The sequence below is a fragment of the Plantibacter sp. CFBP 8775 genome, assembly GCF_014839505.1.
Classification (GTDB): Bacteria; Actinomycetota; Actinomycetes; order Actinomycetales; family Microbacteriaceae; genus Plantibacter; species Plantibacter auratus.
Genome location: NZ_JACYNV010000002.1, coordinates 35911 through 62686, shown reverse-complemented (window position 1 = coordinate 62686; position 26776 = coordinate 35911). Strand labels below are relative to the sequence as shown.

At 69.7% G+C, this 26776-nt stretch carries 26 protein-coding genes; 20 read left to right on the top strand and 6 right to left on the bottom strand.

The window, feature by feature from the left end:
* The first annotated feature begins 9 nt into the window (after positions 1-9).
* On the top strand, positions 10-432 hold the full coding sequence (locus tag IFR14_RS12925) for a hypothetical protein (protein ID WP_194718991.1): 423 nt from the start codon (positions 10-12) through the stop codon (positions 430-432).
* Between the two features lie 23 nt (positions 433-455).
* Here IFR14_RS12925 and IFR14_RS12920 read toward each other — a convergent pair whose 3' ends face one another.
* From IFR14_RS12920 to IFR14_RS12905, 4 genes are all read right to left on the bottom strand, one after another.
* Positions 456-1346, bottom strand: a complete 891-nt coding sequence (locus IFR14_RS12920) for a TIGR01777 family oxidoreductase (protein ID WP_137243239.1) — start codon at positions 1344-1346, stop codon at positions 456-458.
* Between the two features lie 39 nt (positions 1347-1385).
* The gene (locus IFR14_RS12915; protein WP_064294452.1) at positions 1386-1811 is read right to left on the bottom strand and encodes an OsmC family peroxiredoxin; all 426 of its coding nucleotides are present in this window, start codon (positions 1809-1811) and stop codon (positions 1386-1388) included.
* A gap of 128 nt (positions 1812-1939) precedes the next feature.
* Positions 1940-2440, bottom strand: a complete 501-nt coding sequence (locus IFR14_RS12910; RefSeq protein ID WP_137243238.1) for a DUF4395 domain-containing protein — start codon at positions 2438-2440, stop codon at positions 1940-1942.
* Positions 2437-2871 (bottom strand): thioredoxin family protein, encoded by a 435-nt coding sequence (locus tag IFR14_RS12905; RefSeq protein ID WP_191941352.1) that lies wholly within the window; start codon positions 2869-2871, stop codon positions 2437-2439. Before IFR14_RS12905 ends, IFR14_RS12910 begins: the two co-directional genes overlap by 4 nt.
* Before the next feature lie 108 nt (positions 2872-2979).
* Here IFR14_RS12905 and dapA point away from each other — a divergent pair, with 108 nt between their 5' ends.
* The 16 genes from dapA to dapF all read left to right on the top strand — a co-directional run bounded on the left by dapA (position 2980) and on the right by dapF (position 19984).
* A complete protein-coding gene (dapA, locus tag IFR14_RS12900; RefSeq protein ID WP_137243236.1) occupies positions 2980-3957 on the top strand; it encodes a 4-hydroxy-tetrahydrodipicolinate synthase in 978 nt (325 codons plus the stop codon).
* Positions 3958-3977: 20 nt separating this feature from the next.
* Positions 3978-5654, top strand: coding sequence for a ribonuclease J (locus IFR14_RS12895; protein ID WP_064294449.1), 1677 nt, complete (start codon positions 3978-3980; stop codon positions 5652-5654).
* A 147-nt stretch (positions 5655-5801) separates the two neighbouring features.
* Positions 5802-6794, top strand: a complete 993-nt coding sequence (locus IFR14_RS12890; protein WP_124769515.1) for an efflux RND transporter periplasmic adaptor subunit — start codon at positions 5802-5804, stop codon at positions 6792-6794.
* Positions 6791-7495, top strand: a complete 705-nt coding sequence (locus IFR14_RS12885) for an ABC transporter ATP-binding protein (protein WP_191941351.1) — start codon at positions 6791-6793, stop codon at positions 7493-7495. The genes IFR14_RS12890 and IFR14_RS12885 overlap by 4 nt, the downstream gene beginning before the upstream one ends.
* Positions 7488-8726 (top strand): ABC transporter permease, encoded by a 1239-nt coding sequence (locus IFR14_RS12880; RefSeq protein WP_138944604.1) that lies wholly within the window; start codon positions 7488-7490, stop codon positions 8724-8726. Before IFR14_RS12885 ends, IFR14_RS12880 begins: the two co-directional genes overlap by 8 nt.
* A gap of 58 nt (positions 8727-8784) precedes the next feature.
* Entirely contained in the window at positions 8785-9276 is a 492-nt protein-coding gene (locus tag IFR14_RS12875; protein WP_086473880.1) for a GNAT family N-acetyltransferase, read from the top strand.
* 77 nt (positions 9277-9353) lie between these two features.
* Complete coding sequence (locus IFR14_RS12870) at positions 9354-12248, top strand: FtsK/SpoIIIE family DNA translocase (protein ID WP_137243234.1); 2895 nt, start codon at positions 9354-9356, stop codon at positions 12246-12248.
* A 2-nt stretch (positions 12249-12250) separates the two neighbouring features.
* The gene (pgsA, locus tag IFR14_RS12865; protein WP_137243233.1) at positions 12251-12859 is read left to right on the top strand and encodes a CDP-diacylglycerol--glycerol-3-phosphate 3-phosphatidyltransferase; all 609 of its coding nucleotides are present in this window, start codon (positions 12251-12253) and stop codon (positions 12857-12859) included.
* Complete coding sequence (locus IFR14_RS12860) at positions 12856-13371, top strand: CinA family protein (protein ID WP_191941350.1); 516 nt, start codon at positions 12856-12858, stop codon at positions 13369-13371. Before pgsA ends, IFR14_RS12860 begins: the two co-directional genes overlap by 4 nt.
* Positions 13372-13590: 219 nt before the next feature.
* The gene (locus IFR14_RS12855) at positions 13591-13899 is read left to right on the top strand and encodes a helix-turn-helix domain-containing protein (protein WP_056012120.1); all 309 of its coding nucleotides are present in this window, start codon (positions 13591-13593) and stop codon (positions 13897-13899) included.
* Positions 13900-13991: 92 nt separating this feature from the next.
* Complete coding sequence (locus IFR14_RS12850) at positions 13992-14216, top strand: DUF3046 domain-containing protein (protein WP_079707086.1); 225 nt, start codon at positions 13992-13994, stop codon at positions 14214-14216.
* A 281-nt stretch (positions 14217-14497) separates the two neighbouring features.
* Entirely contained in the window at positions 14498-15640 is a 1143-nt protein-coding gene (gene recA, locus IFR14_RS12845) for a recombinase RecA (RefSeq protein ID WP_079707085.1), read from the top strand.
* A 26-nt stretch (positions 15641-15666) separates the two neighbouring features.
* The gene (locus IFR14_RS12840) at positions 15667-16545 is read left to right on the top strand and encodes a regulatory protein RecX (protein ID WP_191941349.1); all 879 of its coding nucleotides are present in this window, start codon (positions 15667-15669) and stop codon (positions 16543-16545) included.
* A 35-nt stretch (positions 16546-16580) separates the two neighbouring features.
* The gene (miaB, locus tag IFR14_RS12835) at positions 16581-18182 is read left to right on the top strand and encodes a tRNA (N6-isopentenyl adenosine(37)-C2)-methylthiotransferase MiaB (protein WP_191941348.1); all 1602 of its coding nucleotides are present in this window, start codon (positions 16581-16583) and stop codon (positions 18180-18182) included.
* Positions 18179-19093 (top strand): tRNA (adenosine(37)-N6)-dimethylallyltransferase MiaA, encoded by a 915-nt coding sequence (gene miaA / locus IFR14_RS12830; RefSeq protein WP_191941347.1) that lies wholly within the window; start codon positions 18179-18181, stop codon positions 19091-19093. Before miaB ends, miaA begins: the two co-directional genes overlap by 4 nt.
* A 9-nt stretch (positions 19094-19102) precedes the next feature.
* Positions 19103-19984, top strand: a complete 882-nt coding sequence (gene dapF, locus IFR14_RS12825; protein ID WP_086473874.1) for a diaminopimelate epimerase — start codon at positions 19103-19105, stop codon at positions 19982-19984.
* Between the two features lie 5 nt (positions 19985-19989).
* Here dapF and IFR14_RS12820 read toward each other — a convergent pair whose 3' ends face one another.
* On the bottom strand, positions 19990-20613 hold the full coding sequence (locus IFR14_RS12820; RefSeq protein WP_137243227.1) for a class I SAM-dependent methyltransferase: 624 nt from the start codon (positions 20611-20613) through the stop codon (positions 19990-19992).
* Positions 20614-20654: 41 nt separating this feature from the next.
* On the opposite strand from IFR14_RS12820, the gene hflX reads away from it, so the two are divergent.
* On the top strand, positions 20655-22259 hold the full coding sequence (gene hflX / locus IFR14_RS12815) for a GTPase HflX (protein ID WP_228498742.1): 1605 nt from the start codon (positions 20655-20657) through the stop codon (positions 22257-22259).
* A 9-nt stretch (positions 22260-22268) separates the two neighbouring features.
* On the opposite strand, the gene IFR14_RS12810 is transcribed toward hflX, so the two are convergent.
* Positions 22269-23183 (bottom strand): hypothetical protein, encoded by a 915-nt coding sequence (locus tag IFR14_RS12810; protein WP_191941346.1) that lies wholly within the window; start codon positions 23181-23183, stop codon positions 22269-22271.
* Positions 23184-23419: 236 nt separating this feature from the next.
* Between IFR14_RS12810 and IFR14_RS12805 the strand changes: the two genes are divergently transcribed.
* Complete coding sequence (locus tag IFR14_RS12805; RefSeq protein WP_137243226.1) at positions 23420-24418, top strand: methylenetetrahydrofolate reductase; 999 nt, start codon at positions 23420-23422, stop codon at positions 24416-24418.
* A complete protein-coding gene (metE, locus tag IFR14_RS12800; protein ID WP_191941345.1) occupies positions 24415-26742 on the top strand; it encodes a 5-methyltetrahydropteroyltriglutamate--homocysteine S-methyltransferase in 2328 nt (775 codons plus the stop codon). Before IFR14_RS12805 ends, metE begins: the two co-directional genes overlap by 4 nt.
* The last annotated feature ends 34 nt before the right edge of the window (positions 26743-26776 follow it).

The following is a 26776-nucleotide window of genomic DNA, read 5'->3' as shown; positions in this document are numbered from 1 at the left end:
ACCCGCGTCATGGTCGCGATCATCGCGGCCCTGCTCGTCCTCTACATCGTCCTCGTCGGGTACCGTGCCGTCGTCCTCCTCGGCACGGGCGAGCCTGTCGGCATCGCCATGGGTGCGGCGCTCATCGTCCTGCCGATCCTCGGCGTCTGGGCGCTCTGGCGCGAGATCGCCTTCGGGCTGGGCGCCGAGCGACTCGGAGTCCGCCTCGAGGCCGAGGGCGGCCTTCCGCCCGAGCAGGTCGAGACCCGCGAGAGCGGCCGGCCGATGCGTGATGCCGCAGACGAGCTGTTCCCGAAGTACCGCGACGCGGCCGAGGCCGCTCCAGACGACTGGCGGTCCTGGTACCGCCTCGGACTCGTCTACGACGGTGCCGGAGACCGCCGCCGCGCACGGCAGGCCATCCGACAGGCGATCCGGCTCTCGCGGAGCTGACCGGAGCGGCGGCGTCCCGTCGTTCAGTCGCGAGCGAGTGCTTCGGCCAACGCCTGCTCGACGGTCGGCGTGCTGAACGTGAAGCCGTCGTCCAGGAGCCGACGAGGTTCGACGCGCTGATCGCTCAGCAGCAGTCCGTCGGCGGCGTCGCCGAGGAGCGCCTTGAGGGCGAACTTCGGGACGCGGAGCAGATAGGGCCGGTTCATCCGTCTGGCGAGCTCGAACATGAGGTCGTCGGCGCGGGCGGCCTGCGGACCGCACAGGTTCACCGGTCCGGAGAGCGTCGAGGTCAGGAGGTGGGTGATCGCCCGGACCTCGTCCTGCAGCCCGATCCACGGCCAGAACTGGCGGCCCGAACCGAGCGGACCGGCGACCCCGAACCGGGTGAGCGGTGCCAGCGGCTTGAGCACGCCTGCCAGGTCGACGACGATGCCGTTGCGGAGCAGCACGGTGCGGACGGCGTCGGGCGCCGCGAGCGCCGAGTCCTCCCAGGCGACGACGACATCGGCGAGGAATCCGGTCCCTCTGGAGGAGTCCTCCGTCAGGGTCTCTCCCGGACGGTCGCCGTAGTACCCGACCGCCGAACCACTGAGGAAGGCGGCCGGTGGCTGCTCCGCCCGGTTCATGGCGTCGACGAGTGTCCGGGTGGCGCTGAGTCGTGACCAGAGGATCGTGGATCGGTAGGCCGCCGTCCAAGGCAGCTTGCCGAGGGAGGCGCCGGAGAGGTTGACGACCGCATCGGCGCCGCTCAGGACCGCCGGATCCAGTACGCCTGCCAGCGGATCCCACTCCGCTTCTCCGGCACCACGCGCCGGACGTCGTACGAGCCGGACGACGTCATGGCCGTCGGTCTCGAGGGAGCGCCCGAGCGCCGTTCCGATGAGCCCGGAGGCTCCGCCGATCACGATGCGCATGCGCGTCGCCTTCCTGCTCGTGCTGCTGGACGGTGGTGGTTACGCGAGGCTGGCTTCGAGGGTGATCGGGATGCCGGCGAGCGCCTGCGAGACCGGGCAGCCGTCCTTCGCCGCCGTGGCGATGCGCTCGAAGTCGGCCTCGGAGATGCCGGGCACGACCGCGCTGACGAGCAGGTGGCTGCCGGTGATGCCGGTGCCGGGGGTGAAGGAGACCGCTGCGGTCGCCTGGATGCGCTCCGGCGGGAATCCGGCGCTGGTGAGCTCGTTGGCGAACGCCATCGAGTAGCAGGAGGCGTGAGCAGCCCCGAGCAGTTCCTCCGGGGTCGTCGTCGTGTTGGAGCCCTCCGAGCGTGCCTTCCAGTCGACGGCGAACTCGGCCGCCTCGGAGGTGTCGAGGCTCGTGTGCCCGGATCCCTCGAAGAGCGTGCCGTTCCAGACCGTCGTGGCTTCGCTTGTTACCGCCATGGTGCAACCTCCATCGTCGGGCCGTGCAGGAGCGCATCGGCGCTGGTGTTCGTGGGGTCAGCCTAACCGGATCGACCTGGACGGTCACCCCGTCGACAAACGGTGTCGACAGGTGCTTCAGGCCACCGTCACGCTTGTCGTCCGATGACGCGGGCGCGGAGGAGGAGCACATACAGGCGGCAGCCGAGGCAGAACCCGAACGCCGCGTTGAGGAAGGCAGCGACGAACGCGGCACCGGCGGAGACGGCGAGGGATCCCGGCAACCCGACGAGGTGCAGCACGAGTCCGATCGCGACCACCACGAGCCCGACGCCCTGCGCGAAGGTCGGTGGTTCAGGTGCCTCGAGTTCGACGGGCGGGCCGAGCCTCGGGCGGATGAGGCGTCGGAACACGACGCCGTACGGGTGGCGTCGGATCCCGGCGAACGCGCCCCACGCGAACAGGGCTGCGATGACGACGAGGAGGACGAAGGCCGGTTGGCCGGCCCGCGCGGGCAGCGTGTCGGCGAGCGGCGCCGTCAGCGCGAGGAAGACGGCGACGAGGAGGAGCACGGCGGTCACGGTCGCGCCGAACCGCGGGCTGCGCGGGTCGATGCCGGTCGGCTGTGCTGCTGGAGGGTTCGAGGTCATGCTGGTCTCCCGAGGACGGATCGGAGCTCGCCGGCGAGTACCGCACGGCGTGCGGCCCCGGAGAACCGACCGCGCACGATCCCGGCGCGGTCGAGGAGGAGGACGGTGGGCGTCTGCAGGACGGAGAAGCGGTCCGCGAGGTCGGGACGGTGGGTCAGGTCGACGTCGAGGACGCCCACGCCCGCCTCCCCGTCGGCCAGCTCGTGCAGCAGTCGTCTGGTCCCGGGGCACTGGGCACAGAACTCGGTGCTGAACTGCACCAGGGTGGCCGATCGGCCGAGCGGAGTGGTCGTCCCGAGTGCCGCCGACGAGAGGCGGTCCCCGTCGATGCGGTGCGACGCACGCCCGCTCCGTGCACGCACGACCAGACCCACCGCCGTCGTGGACAGGACGAGGACGAGCATCAGCGAGAGGGCGGGCAGCGGGGACATGGTGTCCGTCAGCATAGGTTCCGGGTGCCGGTCCCTCGGCCAGTGTGACGCGAGGTGACGGCCGTGCGGATGGTGACCCGCAAGAGGGAAACCCGATAGCCTGAGAGGGTGTCGCGTGCAGAGAACCCCTTCGGTCAAGTCCTCGTCGCCCTGGTGACGCCGTTCACCGCCGACGGCGAGGTCGACTGGAAGGCCGTCGAGCGACACATCGACGACGTCGTGACCGCGGGGGCCGACGGCATCGTCGTCACCGGCACCACGGGTGAGACCTCGACGCTGACGGACCCGGAGAAGGTCAAGCTCGTCGAGGTCGGCAAGGCCGTCGCGGGCGGGCGCGCGAAGATCATCACCGGTGGTGGCTCCAACGAGACGGCCCACGCGATCGAGCTCGCGAAGAAGAGCGAGCAGGCGGGCGCCGACGGCAACATGATCGTCACCCCGTACTACAACAAGCCCACCCAGGCCGGCGTGCTCACCCACTTCCGCATGATCGCCGACTCCACGGATCTGCCGGTCATCCTCTACGACATCCCGGGGCGAACCGGCATCCCCATCACCTACGAGACGATCCTGCGTGCGGCCAAGCACCCGAACATCCTCGCGGTGAAGGACGCCAAGGGCGACCTCAGCGAGGTGAGCCGGGTCATGAACCAGACGGACCTCATGTACTTCGCGGGCGACGACGCCAACGCACTGCCGACGCTCGCCATCGGCGGCACCGGCCTCATCGGCGTCACGGCCAACATCGCGCCGACGCCCTACCGACACATGGTCGACGCGGTGAACTCCGGCGACCTCCCCGCAGCCACCGCAGCGCACCGGCAGCTCGAGCCGCTCGTGCGCGCGGTCATGACCCACGTCCCCGGCACCGTCGCCGCCAAATACATCTTGCACGGCCTCGGCCGGATCCAGAGCCCGCGGGTACGTCTTCCGCTGGTCGGTCCGGAGGAGTGGGAGGCCGCGCAGATCGAGGATGAGATCGACCTGGTGAAGGACATCCCAGGCGTCGACTTCCGCAACTTCCGGCCAGACCGCAACGCCGCCGCCGGTGGCGCGCTGCCCAAGGTCGCCGGTACGACTCGCTAGACAAACCAGAGGGGGGCTACATGCCCAATACCATCATCGATCCGCCAGTCCTCGAGCCGGGGACGCTCCGCGTCATCCCCATCGGAGGACTCGGCGAGATCGGCAGGAACATGACCTGCTTCGAGATCGACGGCAAGATCCTGATCGTCGACTGCGGCGTGCTCTTCCCCGAAGAGCACCAGCCGGGCGTCGACCTGATCCTGCCCGACTTCACCTCCATCAAGGACCGGCTCGACGACATCGTCGGGGTCGTGCTCACGCACGGTCACGAGGACCACATCGGCGCCGTGCCGTACCTCCTGAAGCTCCGCAAAGACATCCCGCTGATCGGTTCCGGCCTGACGCTCGCGCTCATCGAGGCGAAGCTCAAGGAGCACCGCATCGTCCCCTACACCCTGCCGGTGAAGGAGGGCCAGATCGAGGCGCTGGGGCCGTTCGACCTCGAGTTCGTCGCGGTCAACCACTCGATCCCGGACGCGCTTGCGGTGTTCATCGACACCGACGCCGGCACCGTCCTCGTGACCGGTGACTTCAAGATGGACCAGCTGCCGCTCGACGGCCGCCTGACGGACCTCCGCGCCTTCGCCCGCCTCGGTGAAGAAGGCGTCGACCTCTTCCTCGTCGACTCGACGAACGCCGACGTGCCGGGATTCACGCCGCTCGAGCGGTCCATCGGGCCGGTCCTCGACCAGGTCATCGCGAAGTCCGAGCGCCGCGTCATCGTCGCGAGCTTCTCGAGTCACGTGCACCGCGTCCAGCAGGTCCTCGACGCGGCTCACGCCCACGGCCGCCGCGTTGCGTTCCTCGGTCGTTCCATGGTGCGCAACATGGGTATCGCAGCCGACCTCGGGTACCTGAACGTCCCCGAGGGCCTGCTCATCGACTACAAGAAGGCGAAGGACCTCCCCGAGGACAAGATCGTCTACATGTCGACCGGGTCACAGGGCGAGCCGATGGCCGTCCTCAGTCGGATGGCGAACCTCGACCACGCGATCGAGCCGGGCCCGGGCGACACCGTCATCCTCGCCTCGAGCCTCATCCCGGGCAACGAGAACGCGGTCTACCGCGTCATCGACGGCTTGACGAAGCTCGGCGCCACCGTCGTCCACAAGGGCAACGCGAAGGTCCACGTCTCCGGTCACGCGGCCGCCGGTGAGCTGCTCTACTGCTACAACATCCTCCAGCCGAAGAACGTGCTCCCGGTCCACGGCGAGTACCGTCACCTCGTTGCGAACCAGAAGCTCGCGATCGACAGCGGTGTCCCGGCGCAGAACACCTTCATCGGCGAGGACGGCATCGTCATCGACCTGAAGGACGGCGTCGCGAAGGTCGTCGGCCAGCTCGACGTCGGGCTCGTCTACGTCGACGGCTCGACCGTCGGCGAGATCACCGACGCCGACCTCAAGGACCGTCGCATCCTGGCGGAGGAGGGCTTCATCTCGGTCATCGTCGTCGTCGACTCGAAGACCGGACACATCATCTCCGGCCCCGAGGTGCACGCGAAGGGCTTCGCCGAGGACGACAAGGTCTTCGCCGACATCAAGCCGAAGGTCGCCAAGGCACTCGCCGAGGCGGCGGAGAACGGCGTCCGAGACACGCACGCGCTGTCGCAGGTGATCCGTCGGACCGTCGGCCGCTGGGTCAACACGTCCTTCCGCCGCCGCCCGATGATCGTCCCGCTCGTCATCGAGGCCTGATCACCGGTCGGGTCCGCTCGGTCCCACCCGCCAGGAGGCGGTCGAACATCATTCGCGAGGGTGATGTCCGGCCGCCTTCCGCGTTGCTACCTTGGAATCCCCTATGGCCGCTCGTCACTCCGACTGCGGTGGATTCCGGAGGTCGGCGTGGGCATTGTCCGCACCTGGGTGTTCCCCATTCTGAAACTGCTCGTCTTCGCCGCGATCGCGGTGGCGCTCGTGAAGGTCGCGTTCTTCCCGGACGCACCACAGGAGGAGGGGCCGACGCAGCCGACGGGGAGCCTCGTGGAACCACAGGTCCAGGCCGCGCTCGGCACCGTGGTCAACACCGTCTCGGTGGAGGGCCAGGTCGTCGCCGACCCGGCCAGCACGGCGAAGTCGACCGTCGCCGGCACCGTCGACGAGGTGTTCGCCGCCAAGGGGGCCGTCCTCGCGGAGGGTGATCCCATCCTCGACGTCAAGACGATCGACGAGGAGGGCAAGGAGCGGTACGTGCAGGTGACCGCGCCGGTCGCGGGCACCCTCGGCAACGTCAAGCTCATCCACGGGCAGTCGGTGCAGATCGGCGACGCGGTGGCGCAGGTGTCGCCGGCCACGTTCTCCATCACCGGGGCGTTGAGCGCCGACAAGCAGTACCGTCTGCTCACCATCCCCGGCGAGGCGACGGTCACCATCAACGGCGGCCCGGCCCCGTTCGTCTGTCCGGCGGTGCGCGTCACGACGCCGTCGAGTGGTGGCGACGAGGAGGAGCCGACGACGGGCGGTGGATCCGGGCAGACACCCGGTGCCGGCGGAACCGCCGTCACCTGCGCGGTGCCCGGTGACGTCCGGGTCTTCGCCGGACTCGCCGCGACGATCGAACTCGCGGGCGGCGTCGCCGAGAACGTCCTCGTGCTCCCGACGACCGCGGTCAAGGGTTCTGCCGGGACCGGGACCGTCTGGGTCGTCGGCGCCGACGGTGCGCAGGAGGAACGGCCGGTCACGCTGGGACTGAACGACGGGCAGCAGGTGCAGATCGTCGACGGTGTCGCCGAAGGCGACTCGGTGCTCCAGTTCGTCCCTGGAGCCGTCGCACCCGCGCCCGAAGGCTGCACCACGCTTCCGGACGGCAGCATGGCTTGCGACGGGTCGGTCGGGTGACGCTCCTCGAACTCCGCGGGATCACCAGGGTCGTCCAGATCCCCGATGCGCCGCCGCTGACGATCCTCGACGGCGTCGACCTCGAGGTGCACGAGGGCGATCGCGTCTCCATCGTCGGTCGGTCGGGTTCGGGCAAGTCGACGCTCCTGAACCTGCTCGGCCTGCTCGACAAGCCGACCTCCGGATCGCTCGTCTTCGACGGCCGGCCGGCGGAGCGTCTCGGGTCCGGTGCGCGCGACCGCCTGCGCGGAGCCCAGATCGGCTTCGTCTTCCAGCAGTTCAACCTCCTGCCGGGCCGGACCGCGCTCGAGAACGTCACGACGCCGCTCCTCTACGCGAGCGGACGCTCGTTCTGGCGTCGCCGCGAGATCGCCGCCGCGATGCTCGAACGCGTCGGACTCGGCGACCGCCTCGACGCGATGCCGACGAAACTGTCCGGCGGCGAGCAGCAGCGCGTCGCCATCGCACGGTCGCTTGTCCGCGGGCCACGGCTCATCCTCGCGGACGAGCCGACCGGCGCTCTCGACGTCGAGACCGGCACCTCCGTCATGTCCCTGCTCGACGAGGTGGCGAGCTCCACGGGCGCCGCCCTCGTGACGATCACCCACGACCGGGCGATCGCCCGACTCGCGACGACCCACCACCGTCTCGACCACGGCGTGCTCACCCCCGATCACGAACTGGAGGCCGCGGATGTCTAGGATCCTGACCTCGATCGTCGGAGCGGTCGTCGAGGCCGCCCAGGAGCTGCGGATCCATCGTGGCCGGGTCATCCTGTCGCTCATCGGCGTCGGCGTCGCGGTGTGCGCCCTCACGAGCATGGTCGGCATGTCGTCGCTCGCGGCGCAGGCCCAGACCGAGTCGCAGGAACGCTACGGTGGCCGACCCGCCACGCTCATGGCATCGGCCTACGGCACCGGAACGGAGCAACCCGACCCGGAGACCTACATCACGGCGGTGCACGACCTCGCCGAGCGGTACGGCATCGGGTACGTCTCGCAATCCGGCAGCACCCAGCTCAACGTGCAGTTCGCCGATGGGACGGTTGCGGTACCGGCGACCGTCGTCGATGTCCCGTACGGCGAGATGCACCGCATCAGACTCGACGAGGGCACCTGGTTCCAGGAGGACGACGGCGACCGCCTCGCACCCGCGATCGTCGTGAACCCGGCGTTCTGGCAGCGCCTCGGGTCGCCGCCCATCGAGGCGCACCCGACGGTCACGGTCCACGGTGAACACCCGGTCACGGCCGTGATCGTCGGGGTGTACGCGAGCAACGAGTGGGACACCGAACCGCAGCTGTCGATCCTGCCAGCGGGGACGGCGCTCATCGGTCCGGTGGCCGGCGCCGAGGAGGGCATGGGCCAGCCCGGTCAGCTGCCGCAGTTCGAGTTCTGGGTCCCGAACGCGGACGCCGAAGCCTTCACCCAGCGGATCCAGTCCGACCTGCGTGCCGAACTCGGTGACGCGTACAGCGTCGACGTGTTCCGCAACGATTTCGGCCAGACGGGGGAGGACCCGCTCCTGTCGTTGAAGCTCGTGGTCGGTGCCGTCGCCGGACTCATCCTCCTGCTCGGGGCCCTCGGGCTGATCAACCTCTCGCTCGTCACCGTCCGCCAGCGGATCCGCGAGATCGGGATCCGACGCAGTTTCGGGGCGACCGCGCCGCGGGTGTTCTTCGCCGTGATGATGGAGAGTGTCGTCGCCACCTTCGTCGCCGGGGTCATCGGTGTCATGCTCGCCGTCGCCGTCGTGAAGAGTCCGATCGTCGAGCAGTTCATCGGTCAGGGGCTCGTGACGGACTTCCCGCCGTTCCCCATCGAGGCGGCGGTCCTCGGGCTGGTCAGCGCCACGGCCGTCGGGGCGATCGCCGGGCTCCTCCCGGCGCTCGTCGCCGTCCGCGTGAAGGTGATCGACGCCATCCGGTACTGAGCGCCAGCGACCCCTCACGCGTCATCTGCTCGAAACACCGTTGGCGTACCATCCGTCCATGGCGGTCTACTCGATCCGCGAAGCCGCGGTGGCTGATGTGCGCGTCCTCACCGACATGATGGTCGAGGCGGCGAACTGGAACGCCGTCGCGCCGCGTCCCCGGTCCGCCGTCCTCGCCGATGCGCAGCACACCCGGTATGTGCACGGCTGGCGTCGACCCGGCGACGCCGGGGTCGTCGCCGTCGGGCAGGACGGAGCGCCCGTCGGCGCGTGCTGGTATCGACTCTTCCCGTCCGATGCACCCGGCTTCGGCTATGTGGCGGGCGGGGTCCCCGAACTCATCCTCGGGGTCAGCCCGATCCACCGCGCCCAGGGCGTCGGACGGCAGTTGCTCCGTTCGACCGTGCAGCTCGCCAGAGCAGCCGGGTACCAGCGCATCAGCCTGAGCGTGGAGCGGGCGAACCACGCCGTCTCGCTGTACCGCACCGAGGGGTTCGCGACCGTGGACCGGCGGGGGACCCGCGACACGATGGTCCTGAATCTGCGCTGACCGCCCGGCGGATCGCGGATCGTGGACACCCCGCCAGCTTGCCGGGCTGCGTCGGTGGCGACGAGTACCGTGAACGCATGGCCGCACGTTCCAACTCGACCAGCCGTTCGCGCAGCGCTTCCTCGCCGAGTGGCGCTTCGTCGCGCACCACGAGCACGAAGACGAACACCAAGCCCGGCCCCAAGGCGGGCGCGTCGACGACGAAGCAGCAGAAGACCGTCGCCTATCCGGCCGCCGAGGAGCAGCGCAGTGTGCTGACCTCGATGTGGCTCGGTCTCGCGCACGGCGTCGGTGGAGCGGTCCGCGCCCTCGGTCCCGAGCGCATCGCCAAGGAGGACCGTCGCGACGGCTTCCCCTTCCTGCTCTTCCTCCTGGCCGTCGTCGGTGCCGTCGTCGAGTGGTTCGGCGCGGCCGACCCGGTCGCCCAGACCTTTGACGCCTGGTCGTTCGGTGGCCTCTTCGGCCGACTCGCCTTCGTGCTCCCGGTCATCATGATCGTCTTCGCGGTCTGGCTGTTCCGGCACCCGGCCTCGGTCGACGACAACGGTCGCATCAGCATCGGCCTCGGTCTGCTCCTGATCAGCATCTCGGCGCTCTGTCACATCCACGGTGGCCAGCCGAACCCGAGTCAGGGCCTGCCCGCGTTGGCGCAGGCCGGCGGTCTCCTCGGGTGGATCCTCGGCGCTCCGCTCGCCGCGATCATCACCCCGATCGGCGCGACCGTCCTCATCTCGCTCCTGATCCTCCTCAGTCTCTTCATCGTGACCAAGACGCCGCCGAACCGCGTCGGTGCCCGCGTGCGGCAGTTCTCCACCTGGATGTTCGGCGAGCAGCCGGAGGCACCAGAGGGAGAGCCCGCAGAGCCGAAGAGTGCGCGGACGAAGCGACTCGACGACCTCGACGAGGAACCCGACGAGCCGGCGGCCCTGCCGTGGTGGCGTCGCAACACGAGCCGACGCGAGGACGACCCGACGTTCGAGGACCCGCTCATGGGCGACAACATGACCGAGCTCCTCGGCCTCGAGAAGCCGTCCGGCGGATTCGACTCGCCGCTCGAACCGGTGGCCGCGCCTGCCGCGTCGCCGAAAGCCGCGCCGGTGCACGACGCCTTCGGCTCCGAGCTCCTCGGCGACCTCGAAGCGGCGGAGAGCGCCGTCAAGCGGTTCAACACGGGCGAGATCAAGCCGCAGACGGGTCTGCACGACGACAGCATCCCCGGCGCGACCGAGGTCATCGAAGACCTCGATCCGGCGCTCCTCGGCGCACCCGACCAGATCGACTTCTCGGCGCGCCCGATGGCGCAGCAGGGCCAGGACGACACGCCGTACCGTCTCCCGTCCGCAGGGACGCTGGCGGCGGGGGAGCCCGCGAAGACCCACAGTGCGGCCAACGACGAAGCGGTCGCCGCGATCACGAGCGTCCTCGACCAGTTCGGCGTCGACGCGAAGGTCACCGGCTTCTCCCGCGGCCCGACCGTGACGCAGTACGAGATCGAGCTCGGCCCAGGCGTCAAGGTCGAGCGCGTCACGGCGCTCAGCAAGAACCTCTCCTACGCCGTGGCGTCCAACGAGGTCCGCATCCTCTCGCCCATCCCGGGGAAGAGCGCCATCGGTATCGAGATCCCGAACACCGACCGCGAGATCGTCACCCTCGGCGACATCCTGCGCTCGACGGCGGCCACGAACAGCAACCACCCGATGACGATCGGCGTCGGCAAGGACGTCGGCGGCGGCTACGTCGTCGCGAACCTCGCGAAGATGCCGCACCTCCTGGTCGCCGGGTCCACCGGCTCCGGCAAGTCGGTCTTCGTGAACTCCATGATCACCTCGTTGCTCATGCGCGCGAAGCCGAGCGAGGTGCGCATGGTCCTCATCGACCCCAAGCGCGTCGAGCTCGCGCCGTACGCGGGCGTCCCGCACCTCATCACGCCCATCATCACGAACCCGAAGAAGGCGGCGGAAGCGCTGCAATGGGTCGTGAAGGAGATGGACATGCGGTACGACGACCTCGCGAGCTTCGGGTACCGGCACATCGACGACTTCAACAAGGCCGTCGTGGCCAACGAGATCGTCCTCCCCGCGGGCAGCGAACGCGTGCTGAAGCCCTACCCGTACCTGTTGGTCGTCGTCGACGAGCTCGCCGACCTGATGATGGTCGCCCCCCGCGACGTCGAGGACTCCATCGTCCGCATCACGCAGCTGGCCCGTGCGTCCGGTATCCACCTCGTCCTCGCGACGCAGCGTCCGTCGGTCGACGTCGTCACCGGCCTCATCAAGGCGAACGTCCCCTCGCGCCTCGCCTTCGCCGTCACGAGCGTCACCGACTCGCGGGTCATCCTCGACCAGCCGGGCGCCGACAAGCTCATCGGTCAGGGCGACGCCCTGTTCCTGCCGATGGGTGCGAACAAGTCCATCCGCGTGCAGGGTGCATGGGTCGGCGAGAACGAGATCCAGCGGGTCGTGGAACACGTCACGAACCAGGCGCGGCCGGAGTACCGGAAGGACGTCCAGGCCGTCGCGGAGCGCAAGGAGATCGACGCGGACATCGGCGACGACCTCGAACTCCTGCTCGCTGCAGCGGAGCTCGTGGTGTCGACGCAGTTCGGATCGACGTCGATGCTGCAGCGGAAGCTCCGGGTCGGTTTCGCGAAGGCCGGCCGGCTCATGGACCTCATGGAGTCTCGCGAGATCGTCGGCCCGTCCGAGGGCTCGAAGGCCCGCGACGTCCTCGTCACCGCCGAGCAGCTGCCGGGGGTCCTGGCCCGTCTGCGCGGCGAGGACGACGGTTCGGCCGCTCCGGCCCCCGCAGCGGCGGCCTCGACAGCCGCCGTGGCCGCCCCGGTCGTCGGTGCCGCCGGTGGCGTCGAGCCCGACCGCTACGGTGCGGACCCGGTCGAGGCCCAGTTCCAGGACTATCCTGAGGTCGAGGGCGGTTCTGACGAAGACGCCTGGAGTCTCACCGGTCGGGAGTAGACATGACGGCATCGAACGCGTCGGCTGCTGCGCCGCGCATCTCGAACTGGAACCTCCCGAACGCGATCACCGTCGCGAGGATCGTGCTCGCGCCCGTGTTCATGTGGATGCTGCTGGCGGACGACGGATCCGACGGCGCACTGCGGTGGTGGGCGGCCCTGCTCTTCGTCGTCGCGATCGCGAGCGACGGCATCGACGGGCACATCGCCCGCAGTCGCAACCTCGTGACGGACCTCGGCAAGATCCTCGACCCGATCGCCGACAAGGTGCTGACGGGCGGAGCGCTCGTCGCGTTGTCGATCCTCGGCGAACTGCCGTGGTGGGTCACGATCGTCGTGCTCGTGCGCGAGATCGGCATCACCGTCCACCGCTTCATCGTGATCTCCGACCATGTCGTCGCCGCCGCGTGGATGGGGAAACTCAAGACTCTCGCACAGGCCGTCGCGATCTCACTCGCCCTCGCGCCGTTCTGGGTGCTCCTCGGTGACTGGGTGCTCTGGGTGAACGGGGTCTTCATGACCATCGCCGTGCTCCTGACCATCGCGAGCGGCATCGACTACGTCGTCACCGCCGTCCGGGGGTCGCGCGCCGACCGGCAGGTCAAGCGATGACGTCCGATGCCGTCGAGTCGGCCGATGCCGGTGCCGCCTCGGCGGTCCACGCCCTCATCAACGCCCGGTTGACGATCGGTGTCGCGGAGTCCCTGACCGGCGGGCTGCTGGCCGCGGCGCTCATCAGCGTTCCCGGTGCGTCCGCCACGGTCCGAGGCGGTGTGGTCGCCTACGACACCCGCCTGAAGCACTCGTTGCTCGGAGTCGACGCCGGCCTCCTCGCGCTCCATGGCGCCGTGCACCCGGAGGTGGCCCTCCAGATGGCCGACGGCGTGCGCCGTGCCCTGGCGATCGACGGGCTTCCGGCAGACGTCGGTATCGCGACGACCGGCGTCGCCGGGCCTGACCCGCAGGACGGCCAGGCCGTCGGGGCGGTCTTCGTCGGGATCGTGACGCGAGCGGGTGGACGGGTGGTGCCGCTCACCCTGGACGGAGGCCGTCAGGAGATCCGACACCGGACCGTCGAGCTGGCGTTGGAAGCCCTCGTGCGCGAACTCGGCGCACTCGAGTGAACGCCGACTCCGATCGGCGGAATACCGTCCGTTTCCATCGCGTTACAGATGACGTATTCACAAGAAAAGCCCAGTGATCCTGGTTACTGTTCGGCATACGGTGGTTGTAATGTTGGCCATCCACGAACGAGACGGCGATCAGCTGGGACGACGTGAATCCGCGTTGCAGAAGCAGAGCGCTGTACGACACGAGGTCGTAGAGCACAGAGGGAGGGTCACGTGGTTCTAGTCCGTCAAGAGATCGGCGACGTGCTGAGGGACTTCCGGTTGCAGAAGGGTCGCACGCTGCGCCAGGTGGCGAGCAAGGCGAGCGTCGCACTCGGATACCTGAGCGAGGTCGAACGAGGCCAGAAGGAGGCATCGAGCGAGATCCTCGCATCGGTGGCCGACGCCCTCGACACCCCCATCTCCGTCATCATGCGAGAGGTCGGAGACCGCCTCGCGGTCATCGAGGGTCTCTCCCCGAACATCCCGGACACCGTTCCGGACGAACTGGTCAACGAGCTGGACGAACTCGTCTCCCGCTGATCGAGCGAGCACGGCAGCAGAACGCCCCGGGATCCCTCTCCCGGGGCGTTTCCGCGTCCGGACGGACGACGGAGGAAGGGACAGGAGCAGGAATGAAGCTGAGTGAGTTCAGGACGGCCGTCGCCGACGAGTTCGGCGCGGCCTACGGAGCGGTACTCACCGGTGACCTCGGACTCACCGAGTTCGGCTCGAAGACCGCCGAGGAGGCGTTGCGCGCCGGTGTCCCGCCCCGCGACGTCTGGATCGCGCTCTGCACCGCGACCGACGTGCCGGACGAGCGACGCCACGGCGTCGGACGACTGCAGCCGGGCGCGTAGCGCGTCCAGGGCCACGGGCGAAGCGGTCTTCGACACGCCGCCCGATCGGTATCGAACATCCGTTCTAGTGGTGCTAGTGTCCTCCACAGGATCATTCGTGAGTGCGTTCTGCACGGATCGGGCCGTCCGCCGGTGTATGTCGGTGGTGGCGCGTACCGTCGGAGACATCAGGAACGACCGACGCCTTGTCGCCCTCGGGCCCCGACCTTCAGCAGAAGCGGGTCCCGGAACACGCGGCGACAGCCTATAGGCACCCGACACCGAGCAGAGAGAAGCACACCATGCCAAGTCCAGCTGAACGCGAGAAGTCCCTCGAAACCGCACTCGCCCAGATCGACCGTCAGTTCGGCAAGGGCTCGGTGATGCGCCTCGGCAGCGACGAGCGCGCACCGGTCGAGGTCGTCTCAACCGGCTCGATCGCCCTCGACGTCGCGCTCGGCATCGGAGGGCTCCCGCGAGGCCGCATCGTCGAGATCTACGGGCCTGAGTCCTCGGGTAAGACGACGCTCACGCTGCACGCCATCGCGAACGCCCAGCGTGCCGGCGGCATCGCCGCCTTCATCGACGCGGAGCACGCACTCGACCCCGAGTACGCCAAGAAGCTCGGCGTCGACATCGACTCGCTGCTCGTCTCCCAGCCCGACACGGGTGAGCAGGCGCTCGAGATCGCCGACATGCTCGTGCGCTCGGGTTCCATCGACCTCATCGTGATCGACTCCGTCGCCGCGCTCGTGCCCCGCGCCGAGATCGAGGGCGACATGGGTGACTCGCACGTCGGTCTGCAGGCCCGCCTCATGTCGCAGGCCCTGCGCAAGCTGACCGGTGGTCTGAACCAGACGAACACGACGATGATCTTCATCAACCAGCTGCGCGAGAAGATCGGTGTGATGTTCGGCAGCCCCGAGACGACCGCCGGTGGTAAGGCCCTGAAGTTCTACGCCTCGGTCCGACTCGACATCCGTCGCATCGAGACGCTGAAGGACGGTACGGAGGCCGTGGGTAACCGCACGCGCGTGAAGGTCGTCAAGAACAAGATGGCTCCGCCCTTCCGGCAGGCCGAGTTCGACATCCTGTACGGCGTGGGCATCTCCCGCGAAGGGTCGTTGATCGACTTCGGTGTCGAGCACGCCATCGTCAAGAAGGCCGGCGCCTGGTACACCTACGAGGGCGATCAGCTCGGTCAGGGCAAGGAGAACGCCCGGAACTTCCTGCTGAAGAACCCGGACATCGCCGCTGAGATCGAGCGCCGGATCCTCGGCAAGCTCGGTGTCGGTGCCGAGGGTGCCGCCACCAAGAAGGCCGCGGATGCAGCCGCAGCCGAGGTCGCTGCTGCCGAGGCCGCGGCGCTCGAGGCGGCGACCGGTGGAGCCCCGCAGCTCGCAGCCGCCGGCGCACCGAAGTCCGCCGCGAAGCGTAGCGCGTAACGCGCGCCCCGAACAGCGAGGTCACCATGGTCGTCTCCTTCCCTCCCGCCGGTCCGGCCGACGAGTCGTCGGAGCACGTGGCCCCCGTGACCTCGCTGTTCGGTCGCCGTCCGGCGCCAGATGCCGCTGCCGAGCCCGACGGTTGGTTCGTCGGGCAGCCCGACGAGGCTCCGGTCGTGGCCGCGCCCGTCGCGCGTCCCGTCGCTCCGTTGCGGCGGACGTCCACCGAGCGCGCCGAGACGATGACCACCCCGCCGGGCGACGCATCGAGCGATGCCCCCGCGGCGACGAGCCCGACGACACCACCCGCGCCCGCCCCGCGGACGCTCGCCTGGACCTCGGCCGTCCAGGCGCCGGAAGACGACGACGCAGACGACCGCGCCGAAGCCGATGAGGTCGAGGCTCCGGTCGATCCGGAGGTCCGGCTGGCCGAACTCGACCTGCTCGCGGTGCGACGACTCGCTCGCCGCGGGTGTTCCGAGTGGGAGATCGCGGAACTCCTCCGCGGCCACGACGCCGCACCCGACGAGGTCGAGCACGTCCTCGCCGAGCTCCGCCGACGCGGCTATCTCGACGACGCCGAACTCGCGCGTCAGCTCGTCGAGAGCCTGCACACCCGCAAGGGGCAGTCCCGTGCGGTGATCGGCCGCGAACTCTCCTCGCGACGCATCGACGCCTCGATCGTCTCCGAGGCCCTCGAAGCCATCGACGACGACGACGAGCTCCGACGAGCGCTCGTCGTCGCCGAGAAGCGCGCCGGTCAACTGCGCTCCCTCGATCAGGCGACGGCCGAGCGACGTCTGTCGGCCTATCTCGCGAGACGCGGATACGGCTCGGCGATCATCCGTGAGGCGTGCTCGCGCGCCCTGTCGGGGTCGAAGCGTTCCGGCGTGAGTTTCCGCTGACCGGAGGCATCTCAGGCCGCGCGTAGACTGCCGGTATGAGCAGCATCGTCGAGACGCCCACGGTCATCAGCGCCTCACCCGCCGCGATCGACGAGTCAGGTCGGCAGCGGAGCTATGAGGTCCGCACCTACGGGTGCCAGATGAACGTGCACGACTCCGAGCGGCTCAGCGGGTCGCTCGAGGCAGCCGGTTACGTCAAGGCGGACGGCGAGCAGGCCGACATCGTGGTCATCAACACCTGCGCGGTCCGCGAGAACGCCGACAACAAGCTGTACGGCAACCTCGGCCACCTGGCATCGATCAAGAAGCAGCGCAGCGGCATGCAGATCGCCGTCGGCGGTTGTCTGGCGCAGAAGGACAAAGAGGTCATCCTCCAGAAGGCCCCGTGGGTGGACGTCGTCTTCGGGACGCACAACATGGGCTCACTGCCGTCGCTGCTGGAGCGGGCCCGGCACAACGACGAGGCCCAGCTGGAGATCCTGGAGTCGCTCGACACCTTCCCCTCGACCCTCCCGACCAAACGCGATTCCAGCTACAGCGGTTGGGTCTCGATCTCCGTCGGGTGCAACAACACGTGCACCTTCTGCATCGTGCCGTCGCTCCGTGGCAAGGAGAAGGACCGTCGTCCGGGCGAGATCCTCGGTGAGCTGCGCGCGCTCGTCGAGGACGGCGCCATCGAGGTGACGCTGCTCGGGCAGAACGTGAACTCCTACGGTGTCGAGTTCGGGGATCGTCAGGCGTTCGGCAAGCTCCTGCGGGCGGCCGGCACGATCGAGGGCCTGGAGCGCGTCCGGTTCACGAGCCCGCACCCGGCCGCCTTCACCGACGATGTGATCGACGCGATGGCCGAGACGCCGAATGTGATGCCGCAACTGCACATGCCGCTGCAATCGGGTTCCGACCGCATCCTCAAGGCGATGCGTCGCTCCTACCGGTCCGAGCGCTTCCTCGGGATCCTCGACCGGGTTCGTGCCAGAATCCCGCACGCGGCCATCTCGACCGACATCATCGTCGGGTTCCCCGGCGAGACGGAGGAGGACTTCCAGGAGACGCTCCGCGTGGTCGAGGCCGCTCGGTTCGCCAGCGCCTTCACCTTCCAGTACTCGATCCGAGCGGGTACACCGGCGGCCACCATGCCCGATCAGGTCCCGAAGGCCGTCGTGCAGGAGCGGTACGAGCGACTCATCGCGTTGCAGGACCGCATCAGTCTCGAGGAGAACCAGCGCCAGGTGGGCCGGCAGGTCGAGTTGCTCGTCGCGGTCGGCGAGGGTCGCAAGAACGACACCACGCATCGACTGAGCGGGCGGGCCGAGGACTCCCGGCTCGTCCACTTCGAGGTGCCGGCGGGCTCCGAGGTGCCGCGACCGGGCGACGTCGTGACCGTGACCATCACCGAGGCGGCGTCGTTCCACCTCATCGCCGACGCACCGGGCGGTGAGCCACTGCGGGTCCGTCGGACGCGTGCCGGAGACGCCTGGGATCGAGCTCAGGCCGATTCCTGCGGTGTGCCGACGACGACGGGTGCTGCGGAGCCAGGCCGCGTCTCCCTCGGCTTGCCGGGCCTGCGCATCGGGGCAACGACCGTCGGCGTGACCACGTCTCCCATCTACGACCCGAGCGACGGCGAACGTCGGTGACCGGCTTCCTCGCGGTCGTCGGAGCGACCGGGACGGGGAAGTCCGCACTGTCGCTCGAGCTGGCGACCGCTCTCCGCGAGGCGGGGCGTCCAGCCGAGATCGTCAACGCCGATGCCATGCAGTTCTATCGCGGCATGGACATCGGGACCGCGAAGCTGCCCATGGAGGAGCGGCGCGGGATCCCGCACCACCTCTTCGACGTCCTGGACGTCACGCAGGAGGCGTCCGTCGCCTGGTACCAGCCGACGGCCCGTGCCGTGATCGACGAGCTCACCGCGCGTGGGGTGACGCCGATCCTCGTCGGCGGTTCCGGGCTGTACGTCTCGAGCGTCATCCACGACTTCCGGTTCCCGCCGAGAGACCGCGCCCTGCGCGAGCGCCTGGAACGGGAACTCGAGGAGGAGGGGCTCCCGGCGCTCATCGAGCGGCTCCGCCTGGCGGATCCCACGACCGCCGACCGCATCGATGCGGCGAACGCCCGTCGGGTCGTGCGCGCACTCGAAGTCCACGAGTTGGCCGAGCGCGGCCACGGTGCAGCGCTTCCGGAACGCCCCGTCCCGTGGCGGCCGGTCGAGGTCATCGGGGTCTCGACACCGCGAGAGGTCCTCGTCGAGCGCCTCGACCGGCGCGTCGAGATGATGTGGGACGCGGGACTCGTCGCGGAGACGGCCGAGCTGCTCGAGCACGGCCTCGAGCAGGGTGTGACCGCCGTCCGTGCGATCGGGTACGCGCAGGCGGTGGCGCAACTGCGGTCGGAGCTCACCGAAGCGGAGGCGATCGCCGAGACCCAGCGCCTGACGAGGCGGTACGCGCGCCGTCAGGTCAGCTGGTTCAAGCGCTATCCGGCGATCACCTGGGTGGAGGGCTGCAGCGCCGAGGCGAGTGAGCTGGCCCGCCGAGTGCGCCCGTAGACTGGTCGGATGGCGTCGACACTCTCCTTCACGAAGGGCCACGGCACGGGCAACGACTTCGTGCTCTTCTCCGATCCTGACGGCCAGGAGGCCCTCGATCCGGGCCAGATCGCGGCGCTCTGCGACCGGCACTTCGGGATCGGTGCTGACGGCGTCATCCGCGCCGTCCGGTCCGCGCACCTCGATGCCGGGGCGGCCGTGCTCGCTGAAGACCCTGCCGCGGAGTGGTTCATGGACTACCACAACGCCGACGGTTCGGTCGCGGAGATGTGCGGCAACGGCATCCGGGTGTTCCTGCACTACCTGCTCGAGAGCGGGCTCGTGGAGCTGGCCCCCGGCGAACAGCTCGCCATCGGCACGCGCGCCGGCGTCCGGATGGTCGGCTACGACCCGCTCGGCTACGTCGTCGACCTCGGCCGCTGGAGCCTCGACGAGCGGGAGACGCTCGTCCGGGTGAAGGGGCTGCCCGTGGCACGCCCGGGGATCGGGATCGACGTCGGCAACCCGCACATCGTCGTCGCGGTCGCCGACGCCGCCGAACTCGACGGAGCGGAACTGGAGTACGTCCCACAGCTCGACCCCGTGCCGCCGCACGGTGCCAACGTCGAGTTGGTCGTCCCGGGTGAGCCGCTCATCGCCGACGGCGTGGCCCGGATCCGCATGCGTGTCCACGAGCGCGGGAGCGGTGAGACCCTGAGCTGTGGCACCGGGACGGCTGCCGCGGCGCTCGCGTTCCGCCACTGGGCGGGCGCGGCGGCTCCGAACGACTGGCGCGTCGAGGTGCCGGGCGGGGTGCTCGGGGTGCGCATGGTTCCCGGCGCAGACGGCGAGCACGTGGTGCTGGCCGGTCCGGCGACGCTCGTCTACTCCGGGACGATCACCCTGGCCTGAGCCGGTCAGGCCGAACGGAGCTCCCGGCGCCGGGCGTGCAGGACGCGGAAGCCCTTGGCCATGGCCGCACGTCCGACGTGGAACGACGTCGGCAGCTGCTCCTGCAACCACTTCTGCAGTGAGTCCGAGCCGAGGTTCTTCTGCACGACGAGCCAGGCGTCACCCTCGTCCTCGAGCCGTGGCAACCAGTGCATGAGCATGCGGTGCAGCTCATCTTTACCGACGCGGATCGGCGGGTTCGACCAGATGGTCGCGAAGCGGACCGTGTCGGGGACGTCGTCGGGGAGGACGGCACGGATGTTGACGAGTCCGAGGCGTTCCGCGTTGATCCGGGTCAGGTCGAGCGCCCGTTCGTTGACGTCGACCGCCCAGACGGTCGCGTCCGGCGACGCGAGCCCGAGCGACAGGGCGATCGGGCCCCAGCCGCAGCCGATGTCGAGGAGGTCGCCCGTCGGCGGGGGAGGAGGGGTGTTCGCGAGCAGCACCTGGGTGCCCTGATCGAGGTGGCCCGGGCTGAAGACGCCACCCGCCGAGACGAGCGAACGGTCGACGCCGCCGAGGCGTGCGGTGATCGGTTTGAGCTGCAACTCGCTCGCGGGTTCGGCGGTGAAGTAGTGCTCGTTCGACATACAGGAACGGTACCGGACCAGGAGGAAGTAGGGTTAACGCGATGCCTAGACCACCGATGGACGCACCCCAGGACCACGCAGACGACACCGATGTCGATGTCGAGGCGGTGGTGGACGACGCCTCGGTCACCGATCCCGACGACGTCGTCGCGCGCGTGCTCACGAGCGCCGCGTCCCGATCGAGCGGGTACACCCTGTTCGGCAGCGGTGCCGCGGCCCTGCAGACGGGTGATGCCTCGGGCGGCAGCTCCGACGACGGCGAGCAGTACGACCGCGAGGACCGACAGGCCCTCCGTCGCGTCGCCGGGCTCTCGACCGAGCTCGAGGACGTCACCGAGGTCGAGTACCGGCAGCTCCGGCTGGAGAACGTCGTCATCATCGGCGTCTACCCGCAGGGTGCGCTCCACGACGCGGAGAACTCCCTGCGCGAACTCGCAGCGCTCGCGGAGACCGCCGGTGCCGTCGTGCTCGACGGGCTCCTGCAGCGCAAACCGCACCCCGACCCGAGCACGTATCTCGGTCGAGGCAAGGCCCAGGAACTGAAGTCCATCGTCCAGGCGCTCGGCGCCGACACGGTGATCGCCGACACGGAACTCGCACCCAGCCAGCGTCGCGCCCTCGAGGACGCGGTCGGCGTGAAGGTGATCGACCGCACGGCGGTCATCCTCGACATCTTCAGCCAGCACGCGAAGAGCCGGGAGGGCAAGGCACAGGTCGAGCTCGCCCAACTCGAGTACCTCCTGCCCCGCCTCCGCGGCTGGGGCGAGTCCATGAGCCGTCAGGCCGGTGGCCAGGTCGGTGGTGCCGGCGCCGGTATGGGGTCGAGGGGCCCCGGTGAGACGAAGATCGAACTCGACCGACGCCGCATCCACACCCGGATGGCGAAACTGCGCAAGTCGATCACGGCGATGAAGCCGGCGCGCGAGGCCAAGCGGGCGAACCGTCGCCGCAACACGGTGCCGTCGGTCGCGATCGCGGGGTACACGAACGCCGGCAAGTCGAGCCTGCTGAACCGCATCACGAAGGCCGGCGTCCTGGTCGAGAACTCGCTCTTCGCGACGCTCGACGCGACGGTCCGACGCAACGTGACCTCCGACGGACGCGAGTACACCCTGGCCGACACGGTCGGCTTCGTGCGCAACCTGCCGCACCAGCTGGTCGAGGCCTTCCGCTCGACGCTCGAGGAGGTCGCCGACAGCGACGTCATCGTGCACGTCGTCGATGCCGCGCACCCCGATCCTGCCGGCCAGATCGCCACCGTGCGCGATGTCATCGGTGAGGTCGGAGCTCGGCACATCCCCGAGCTGGTCGTGTTCAACAAGGCCGACCTCGTGGACGACGGCCAGCTGCTCGTGCTCCGCGGTCTCGTCCCGGACGCCGTCTTCGTGTCGGCCCGCACCGGTCTCGGGATCGACGAGCTCATGGAGCGCATCGAGACGCTGATCCCGTCGCCGAGCAACGAGGTCCACGTCATCGTGCCCTTCGACCGCGGAGACCTGGTCACGCTGCTGCACGAACGCGGCAAGGTGCTGTCGACGGACTACGACGAGCGTGGCACGATCGTGCACGCCCTGGTCGGTGCGGAACTCGCCGCCGCCCTCGCGCCGTTCGCTGAGGTCGTCCCGGCACCCGCCGTGGCCGGCTGACCCGACCCCTCACGCGCAGCGCGCGCGGACGGCGTCCTTGAGCGCCTCCGCCGTGTCGGCGTCGAGCGGCAGGGTTATGACCGCCTCCGGGCCGTCGTCGATCCGCACGACGAGTGGGAAGAGCGTTCCCACCTTGTCCTCGGCCAGGGCGTGCGGGTCGCACCGGGTCGGCACGATCCGCAGTTCGATGGACTGCGGACCGCTTGCGGCGTCGACGGTCAAGCTGAGCGGCCAGTCCTGGGGTGGGTCACCGCCGCCGTCGGTCGGCGCCGGTCGCAACAGGACCGTCGACCGCAGCGCGACGAGCTCCAGCCGGCCCGGAGCGCCGGTCGGCACGGCCGTGATCGTCAGGACGGCGACCGTCGTGGCCCCGGCTCCCTCGAGGCGGATCCCGGGTGCGGCCGCCACCTCGGCGATGCGCTGCACCGCCGCCACCGTGCACGTGGCGGCACGGATCCGCGGCAGCGCGTCCGTCGGATCGGGGAGGTCGGCGGCGGACAGGACCGCGCCGTCGTCGAGTCGGAGCAGGAGATCGACCTGCGACTCCCCGTCCCGGGCGTCGCAGTCGATCGGGGGCAGCTCGACGGCGAGGTCCGTGGTCTGTCCAGCGCGGATCGTCGAGGAGCGGTCCCGGACGGTCGTCGCGGTGAACGCCGACCCCGCCAGCTCGAGTCCGACGATCGTGATGTCGTGGTCGCCACGGTTGCCGACCCGGACGATCGCGGCGTCGCTCGCGTACTGGTCCCGGTTCTGACGGAACTCGACCACGAGGTCCTCCGCTGAGGCTGCGCGTGTCGCCGTCGGCACGGGCGAGCCGGCGGTCGTGCACCCGGACAGGGCGATCACCACCGCCACGCAGGACGCGATGACGCGCGAACCGGGTACTCGGCGCTCGTCGCCCCGGTGCCTGGTGCCCACGGTCATGGCATCAGCGTAGGACCGGAGCGCCGCCGGGGGAATGTGTCGCAGGATGACGCTGTCGGACAGATGTCCGTCGCGCGGATCGTCGGGCGTTGCTATCGTCGTGCGCATCGTACCCGCCCTCACCGGCGGATTCGGAGCGACAGCCGAGCCCGGCACCCGCCCACGACACACCAGCGGAACCGCTGCGTGCTGCGTGGTCGCCGGCTCTCGATCCGCTGCCACCGAGACGAGACCTCATGATCACGACGGAGCCCGCCTGTCCCGGGCGCACCCCCTTCTCGTTCGAGCTGTACCCGCCCAAGACGCTCGACGGCGGCCTCGCGCTCGCTCGGACGGTCGAGCACCTGGCCGCCGCCGGGCCGGAGTTCATCTCGGTCACCTTCGGCGCCGGTGGTTCCTCGCGAACGGCGAGCCTGGACGTGCTGCGGAGCATCCGGACGTCGACCTCGGTGGACCCGATGGCCCATCTCACGTGCGTCGGCTCGACGCACGCGCAAGCCAGCCGACTCATCAAGGACTTCCTCGATGCCGGGGTGCACAGTTTCCTCGCCCTTCGCGGCGACCCGCCCGCCGGAGCCGTCGAGGGGGACGCCTTCCTCGGTGATCTGGGGAGTGCCGCGGAACTCGTGCAGCTCATCGGCCGGGTCAGTGCCGAGCACGAGCCCTACGCCGAGGGGTCGCTGGTCGGTCTGCCGGGCGCGGTGCAGCTCGGGCGACGCCATCGGCCGCGGATCGCGGTCGCCGCGTTCCCCAACGGTCACCCGCGCTCACGGTCGACGACGCAGGACCTCGACACCCTGTTGGCCAAGCAGGCGGCGGGGGCGACGCTCGCCATCACCCAGCTCTTCTTCCATGCCGACGACTACCTCGCCTTCGCCGAACGTGCGAGACGTCACGGCGTCACCATGCCCATCCTGCCGGGCGTGATGCCCATCACGAGTCCGGCGCGGTTGCGTCGGGTGCTCGAGCTGAGTGGCGAGGCGCTCCCGAGCGACCTGGCCATCGCGCTCGAGGTCGAGCCGGATGAAGCGGGACGGATCGACATCGGCATCGACTACTCCGCCCGACTCATCCGCGACGTCGTCGCGGGCGGCGCGCCGGGCGTCCACCTCTACGCCTTCAACCAGCATCGGACGGTGCTCGACGTGTTGCACCGTGCCGGCATCCCCGTGCAAGGCGACCGACCGGTCCGTCATCCCATCCCCGATCCACTCACCAGCAAGGACGCACGATGAACCCCACCTCCGCATTCCCCGTCGGCACCATCCTCGGCTACCCGCGCATCGGGCCGAACCGGGAGCTGAAGCGCGCCGTCGAGTCCTTCTGGGCCGGCCGGATCGACGCCGAAGCGCTCGAGCGGACGGCCTCCGAGCTGCGCGCCGCCACGCGTGCCCGCCTCGCGGGGCTCGGCCTCGACCCGACGAACGCCGCGATCCCCGAGAGCTTCTCGTTCTACGACCAGGTCCTGGATGCCGCGCTCACCGTCGGCGCCGTCCCGGAGCGCTTCTCGTCGCTCGTCGGGGCCGACGGTCGGGTCGACCTCGCCGGGGCGTTCACGATCGCTCGTGGCGCCGGCGACCTCGCCCCGCTCGAGATGACGAAGTGGTTCGACTCGAACTACCACTACCTCGTCCCGGAGATCGGCGAGTCGACGCCGTTCGCGCTCTCCGACGACCGAGTGGTCGAGCAGTTCCGCGAGGGCCTCGCCGAGGGGTACGTGACGCGGCCGGTCATCGTGGGCCCCGTGACGTTCCTGCTGCTGTCCAAGGCGGCCGAGGGGGCCTCAGCGGGATTCGCCCCGATCGATCGACTGGAGGCGTTGCTGCCCGTCTACGCGGAACTCCTCCAGCGCCTCGCCGCTGCCGGCGCGCCCTGGGTGCAGCTCGACGAACCCGCACTCGTTTCGGAGACGTTCGACGTGCCGAGGTCGACGGTCCTCGCGGCGCTCGAACGATCGACGGCCGTCCTGTCCGCCGTGTCCGACCGTCCGTCGATCTTCGTCGCGGCTCCCTACGGCGCCTTGGGCGACGCCCTCCCGGTGCTGGCCGACTCGGGGGTCGAGGCTGTCGGTGTCGACCTCGTCCGAGGAGGCCTGCCGGACTCGTCTCCCGGACTCGCCACGAAGACCGTCGTCGCGGGAGTGATCGACGGCCACAACGTGTGGCGCGGCGACCTCGTGGCCGCGGCCGACCTGCTCGCGAGCGCGGCGGAGCGCTTCCCTCAGCTCGCGGTGTCCACCTCGACGTCGCTCCTGCACGTCCCGCACGACGTGTCGGTGGAGACGAAGCTCGACCCCCGTCTCCGGAGCTGGCTCGCATTCGCCGACCAGAAGGTGGATCAGATCGCGGTCCTCGCACGCGGTCTCACCCAAGGGCGTGCGTCCATCGCGGCCGAGCTCACCGCAGCGTCGGCCGCGCTCGACGATCGGCTGGCCGCGCCCGGGGTCGTCGATGCCGCCATCCGCGCACGGGCAGCAGCGCTCGCACCAGAGGACTTCACCCGAGACGACTACCAGGAGCGCGCCACGGCGCAGGAGCAGGCGCTCGGCCTGCCGTTCTTCCCGACGACGACGATCGGCTCCTTCCCGCAGACCGGCGACATCCGTCGTGCCCGTGCGCAGCGGGTCGCCGGGACGCTCGACGAGGAGGCCTACGTCGCGACGATGCGCGCGGAGATCGGGCGCGTCGTGGCGCTGCAGGAGGACCTCGGCATCGACGTCGTCGTCCACGGTGAGCCCGAGCGCAACGACATGGTCCAGTACTTCGCCGAGCACCTCGACGGGTTCGCCGTGACGGAGCACGGGTGGGTGCAGTCCTACGGTTCGCGATGCACCCGTCCGTCGATCCTGTGGGGTGACGTCTCGCGGCCGGCGCCGATCACGGTCGAGTGGTCGGCCTACACGCAGTCGTTGACCACCAAGCCGGTGAAGGGCATGCTCACGGGCCCGGTGACGATCCTCGCCTGGTCGTTCGTGCGCGACGACCAACCGCTCGCCGAGACGGCGAACCAGGTCGCCCTCGCCCTGCGTGACGAGATCGCCGACCTGGAGCGGGCCGGCATCCGCATCATCCAGGTCGACGAACCCGCACTCCGCGAGCTGCTGCCGCTCCGGCGGGCCGACCAGGGGCGGTACCTCGACTGGTCGGTGGGCTCCTTCCGGCTGGCGACCGCGGGCGTGCGCGTCGAGACGCAGATCCACACCCACCTCTGCTACTCCGAGTTCGGGGTGGTGATCGACGCGATCCGGCGTCTGGACGCCGACGTGACGAGCATCGAGGCGGCACGGTCTCGGATGGAGGTCGTGTCCGACATCCGGGCGAGTGGTTTCGACCACGGCATCGGCCCGGGCGTCTACGACATCCACTCGCCTCGGGTGCCGAGCGTCGCGGAGGTGACCGCGTTGCTCGAGATCGCGCTGGAGGGGATCCCGCAGCGACAGGTCTGGGTGAACCCGGACTGCGGACTCAAGACGCGAGGGTACGAGGAGACGGTCGCCTCCCTCGCCAACATCGTCGAGGCCACGCGTGCGGTCCGCGCACGGGTCGGTGCGACCGGCTGACGTCGTCGGTCCGGTACGGACGAGGGCCGGGACG